Source organism: Aquitalea sp. S1-19 (assembly GCF_024343515.1).
On sequence record NZ_RJTZ01000154.1, the window covers coordinates 1 to 5,012 of the forward strand.

Below are 5,012 nucleotides of genomic sequence, written 5' to 3' on the forward strand. Positions count from 1 at the left end.
GCGCGCGCTGGTATTGGTGGTTGACGATACGCCGGACAATCTGCTGTTGATGAGCGAGCTGTTACAGCCGCATTACCGTGTCAAGCTGGCAACCAGCGGCGAAAAAGCTTTGCAGATTGCAAGTGCCACGCCGCAACCGCAACTGGTGCTGCTCGATATCATGATGCCGCAGATAGACGGCTACGAAGTGTGCGCCCGGCTTAAGGCCAACCCGGCGACGCGTGACATTCCGGTGATTTTCCTCACGGCTTTGTCACGGCAGGAGGATGAAACGCGCGGCTTCGAACTGGGCGCGGTCGATTACATCACCAAACCCATCAGCCCGCCCATTGTGCTTGCGCGGGTGGCCACCCATCTGTTACTCAAGGCATCCGCCGATTTTTTGCGTGACCAGAATGCCTTTCTCGAGCAGGAGGTGCAAAAGCGTACGGCCGAAGTACAGGCCATACAGGATGTCGCCATTCATGCGATGGCCAGCCTGGCTGAAACGCGCGACAACGAGACTGGCGGCCATATCCGCCGTACCCAGTTTTACGTCAAGGCGCTGGCCACAGAACTGGCGCGCCATCCGCGCTATAGCGCCTTACTGGACGCGGGCATGATAGATATTCTGTTCAAGTCGGCACCGCTGCACGATATCGGCAAGGTCGGCATTCCCGATGCCATTTTGCTCAAGCCCGACCGTTTGACGCCGGCTGAGTTCGCTACGATGCAGCAGCACACGACGCTGGGTCGGGATGCCATCGTGCATGCCGAGGAGCGTTTGGGCATGCGCGTGCCTTTCTTGCAGTGCGCCAAGGAAATCGCCTATTCGCATCAGGAAAAATGGGATGGTTCGGGCTATCCGCAAGGCTTGGCGGGTGAAGCGATTCCGTTGTCGGCACGGCTGATGGCCTTGGCCGATGTCTACGACGCGCTGATCAGCCGGCGCGTCTACAAGACCGGGCTGCCGCATGCGGTGGCGCGTGGCATTATCGTCAATGGCGCTGGCTACCACTTCGACCCCGAAATAGTCGAGGCTTTTACCGCCTGTGAAGACGAGTTCCAGTCGATTGCCGAGCGCTTCGCCGATCACGTGCCGTAGTCGTGCAGATGGCAATAAAAAGGCGATGTCCCACACACGTTGGCGTTGGTTGCATGCGATGCGCGCTATCCATGCGTCAGCCACCCATCCCCGTTAGGCTCGCGCTGGTGTAAAAGACGCTGGCGAGGTCTTAAGCTGGCCCTTGTTTGAGCGATTCGACGGTAGCGAATCGCGAGTTGGCCAGCGCCTCGCCAGTGCCTTTTGCGCCGGGGTTTCGCGAGACTTCGGGGGCGCCGGGGATGCAAGGGGCCGGGCGCGTCCGGCCCCTGCCCGCATGCCGCGCGGAAGCGGCAAGTAAAAAACACGTCCGCGCAGCGGACACAAAGTCCAAAACCTATCTGTACCAACTCGTAACTGGGACATAGCCAATAAAAACGGCAGCCTGCAGGCTGCCGTTTTTAAGCAGATGATTGGCTTTACTTGCCTTGCAGCACCGCAGCCGCTTCTTTCACGGCAGAGGCTTGCTGTTTGAGCTCGTCAACCTGCTGTTTCAGCTCGGGGTTGAGGATAGCGGCAGCGTCACCCAGACGCTTGGCCACGCCAATGGCGGAGCTGGCTTGCTGCTTGAGTTGCCCCAAAGGCGCACTGCTGTCCTTCAGTTGTTGCTTGGCATCGCCGATGGCGGCACTGGCCTGGTTTTTCAGTTGATCCAGTGACTGCTTGTCATTGCTGTCCAGTGCACCGATGGCGCTGGACGCGGCTTGTTGCAACTGGGTGGTCTGCTCGCCGCTGCAGGCTGACAGCAAGGGCAGGATCAGCAGGGCGGGTATAAGCAGGCGGCGCATGGCATTCTTTCTTTAAGTCGATGGTGAGTCAGAGAGTCTGGCAGGCGCGCCAAGTTCCCGCAAGGCAGGAATGTCCCCGTTCGCTATTTTCTGTTTAAAGCCGGCCAAGCGCCCGCTGGTTGGATAGAAACACATTATCCATTTCCAGTGGCTCGCCTTTTTGCATGGCGGCTATCCATTCATCAAGATGGAGCGGTTTTATTCAAGATCCTTGGCAAGAACCTCAAGTGGCAGCTCTGCCCGTAAAGGCATGCCGACGCCGGCATCGTGCGGATAGGGCAGCATCTGGCTGGTGCGGCGATAGCCGCGGCGCAGGTAAAAATCGGTCAGTTCGGTGCGCGCGATGATCACACTCATGAGTGCGCGGCGGCTGTGCCATTGTTCTCTAGCCCAGGCTTCGGCTGCAGCGAGCAGCATCTTGCCCAGCCCGCAGGCCTGCCTCTCCGGTGAGACGGCAAACATGCCGATATGCACCTTGTCGCCGTCGCGCTCGGTCTGGATGCTGGCGATCAGCTCGCCATCCTGTTCCAGCAGCAGGATGACGCTAGTGCCGGAAGCTAGCACGGCCGCAATTTGTGCGGTGTTGGCGCGCGCGCCCTGCACCAGATGGCTTTCGTGAGTCCAGCCTGCCTGCCCCTTAGCCGGACGGTAAGCGCGGTTGAGCAAGCCGGCAATGGCGGGCGCATCGTCTGGGGTGGCAGTTCGGTAGGGCATCATTGTGGTTCGCGTAGAAGGGAAGGGGGCCAGGCAAATAAAAATCCGGCCTGCGTTTGGTGCAGGCCGGATTCAAGCGGATTTAAGCGCGCTCGACTGCCAGCGCAACGCCCATGCCGCCGCCGATGCACAGCGTGGCCAGACCTTTTTTAGCATCGCTGCGCTGCATTTCATGCAGCAAGGTCACCAGTACGCGGGCGCCGGATGCGCCGATCGGGTGGCCCAGTGCAATGGCGCCGCCGTTGACGTTGACCTTGGCCAGATCCCACTCCAGTTCGCGTGCCACGCCCAACGCCTGTGCGGCGAAGGCTTCATTGGCTTCGATCAGGTCCAGATCCTCAATCGCCCAGCCGGCCTTGGCCAGCGCCTTGCGGGTAGCGGCAACCGGGCCCAGACCCATCACTTCCGGGGCGCAGCCGGTCAGCGCGTAGCTGCGTACGGTGGCCAGCGGGGTCAGACCCAGCTCTTTGGCCTTGGCGGCCGACATCATCATCACTGCAGCGGCGCCATCGTTCAGGCCCGAGGCGTTGGCGGCGGTGACGGTGCCATCCTTTTTAAAGGCGGCGCGCGGCTTGGCGATGCTGTCGGCGGTGGAGCCGGCCTTAACGAATTCATCACGGGCGAAAGCGACCGGGTCGCCTTTTTTCTGCGGAATCAGGACCGGTACGATTTCGGCGTCAAACTTGCCGGCAGCTTGCGCGGCTTCGGCACGGTTTTGCGAGGACAGCGCCAGCTGGTCCTGCTCTTCGCGGCTGATGCTGTAGCGCTCGGCGATATTCTCGGCGGTGATACCCATATGGTAGTGGTTGTAGGCGTCGGTCAGGCCGTCGAACACCATGGTGTCCACCAGCTGGGTATTGCCCATGCGGAAACCGTCGCGCGAGCCCGGCAGAATGTGCGGGCTCTGGCTCATGTTTTCCTGACCGCCGGCGATGACGATCTCGGCATCGCCATTGGCAATGGCCTGAGCTGCCAGATGGGTGGCGCGCAGACCGGAACCGCATACGACGTTCAGGGTGGTGGCCGGGGTGGTGACCGGCAGGCCGGCCTTGATCAGTGCCTGACGTGCCGGGTTCTGGCCTGCGCCGGCGGTGAGGACCTGGCCCAGAATGACTTCGGACACTTGCTCGGCGGCAACGCCGGTTTCTTCCAGCAGCGCCTTGATCACGGTTGCGCCAAGTTCAGGGGCGGATACCTTGGACAGCGAACCGGCAAAATTGCCGATGGCGGTACGTTTTGCAGCAACGATCACGACTTCTTGCATAGGATTCTCCATTATTTTCGTCGGGTGGGGCTTGCGCCCTGTGCCCGGGTGAGGCACAGGGTTTGATGCTTAGTGCTGCAACTGGGCATCCAGCGGTTTCAGGCTCTTGGCCTTGACATAGTTGCCTGGCGCGTCTTCTTGTGGCGGGTTGGCCTTGCTGCCCAGTGTTTTGGGCGTGGCGATGTCTTCGCCGGATTTAGGCACCAGCCAGGCATCCAGATCTTTCCACCAGCTGCCCGGCAGGCTTTGGGCCGAATCGAACCAGGCTTGTGAGTCTTGTGCCAGGTTGTCGTTCACCCAGTAGTTGCGCTTGTCCTTGGTGACCGGATTGATTGCGCCGGCGATATGGCCGGAGGCGCCCAGTACGAAGCGTTTTTCTGCCACGCCCCTGAGGTAAGGCAGACCGGCATAGGCGGATTGCCACGGTACGATATGGTCTTCGCGCGCGGCAAAAATATAGACCGGAATGTCGATCTGGCCGACGTCGACTTTTTCGCCCAGAAGGGTGATGGAGCCGGGACGGGTCAGCGCGTTATTGAGGTAGAACTCGCGCAGGAAGAAAGTGTGCATAGGCAGCGGCAGATCGACCGAGTCGTTGTTCCAGTACAGAAGGTCGAACGGTGGCGGGGTCTTGCCCAGCATGTAGTTGTTGACTACATAGTTCCAGATCAGATCGTTGGCGCGCAAGGAGGCAAAGGTACGGCCGATTTCCTTGCCGCTGATGATGCCGCCTTGTGCGGCTCTGGCTTCGCGCTTGGTGACCAGTTTTTCGTCGATCATGACTTTGACTTCGCCCGGCTCGGCGTGGTCGATCAGGCTGGTCATGAAAATGGCGTTGTCTATGGTCTTGATGCCCTTGGCTTTCATCACGGCCAGTGCCGTGGTCAGCAGTACGCCGCCGATACAGAAGCCCAGCGCGTTGATGCTGTCCTGCTTGCTGATTTCACGCACCACATCGGTGGCGGCAAAGATGCCTTTTTCCAGATAGGTGTCCCAGGTGAAGTGCTTCATCTCCACATTGGCCGAGCGCCAGGAAACCAGGAAGACGCGGTAACCCTGGGCCACAAAGTGGCGCACCATGGAGTTTTCCGGCTGCAAATCCATCAGGTAGTACTTGTTGACGCAAGGTGGCACGATCAGCAGCGGCTTTTCATGGACCTTGGCC

At 60.2% G+C, this 5,012-nt stretch carries 5 protein-coding genes; 1 reads left to right on the forward strand and 4 read right to left on the reverse strand.

What is annotated here, in order from left to right:
* Positions 1-1,084 (forward strand): response regulator (locus EGI20_RS16110; protein WP_498632682.1); only part of this gene is annotated, 1,084 nt, incomplete at its 5' end.
* Positions 1,085-1,500: 416 nt separating this feature from the next.
* Here EGI20_RS16110 and EGI20_RS16115 read toward each other — a convergent pair.
* The 4 genes from EGI20_RS16115 to EGI20_RS16130 form a co-directional block, all read right to left on the reverse strand.
* A complete protein-coding gene (locus EGI20_RS16115; RefSeq protein WP_498632684.1) occupies positions 1,501-1,869 on the reverse strand; it encodes a hypothetical protein in 369 nt (122 codons plus the stop codon).
* A 198-nt stretch (positions 1,870-2,067) separates the two neighbouring features.
* On the reverse strand, positions 2,068-2,586 hold the full coding sequence (locus EGI20_RS16120) for a GNAT family N-acetyltransferase (protein ID WP_498632686.1): 519 nt from the start codon (positions 2,584-2,586) through the stop codon (positions 2,068-2,070).
* Between the two features lie 79 nt (positions 2,587-2,665).
* A complete protein-coding gene (locus EGI20_RS16125; protein WP_498632687.1) occupies positions 2,666-3,847 on the reverse strand; it encodes an acetyl-CoA C-acetyltransferase in 1,182 nt (393 codons plus the stop codon).
* 69 nt (positions 3,848-3,916) lie between these two features.
* Positions 3,917-5,012: PHA/PHB synthase family protein (locus EGI20_RS16130; protein ID WP_498632689.1), on the reverse strand; the 1,096-nt coding region annotated here is incomplete at its 5' end.

Excerpts from the sequence above, each read along its gene's own strand:
- EGI20_RS16125 (WP_498632687.1), bottom strand. The coding sequence starts at position 3,847 with ATGCAAGAAGTCGTGATCGTTGCTGCAAAACGTACCGCCATCGGCAAT.
- EGI20_RS16120 (WP_498632686.1), bottom strand. The coding sequence starts at position 2,586 with ATGATGCCCTACCGAACTGCCACCCCAGACGATGCGCCCGCCATTGCC.
- EGI20_RS16115 (WP_498632684.1), bottom strand. The coding sequence starts at position 1,869 with ATGCGCCGCCTGCTTATACCCGCCCTGCTGATCCTGCCCTTGCTGTCA.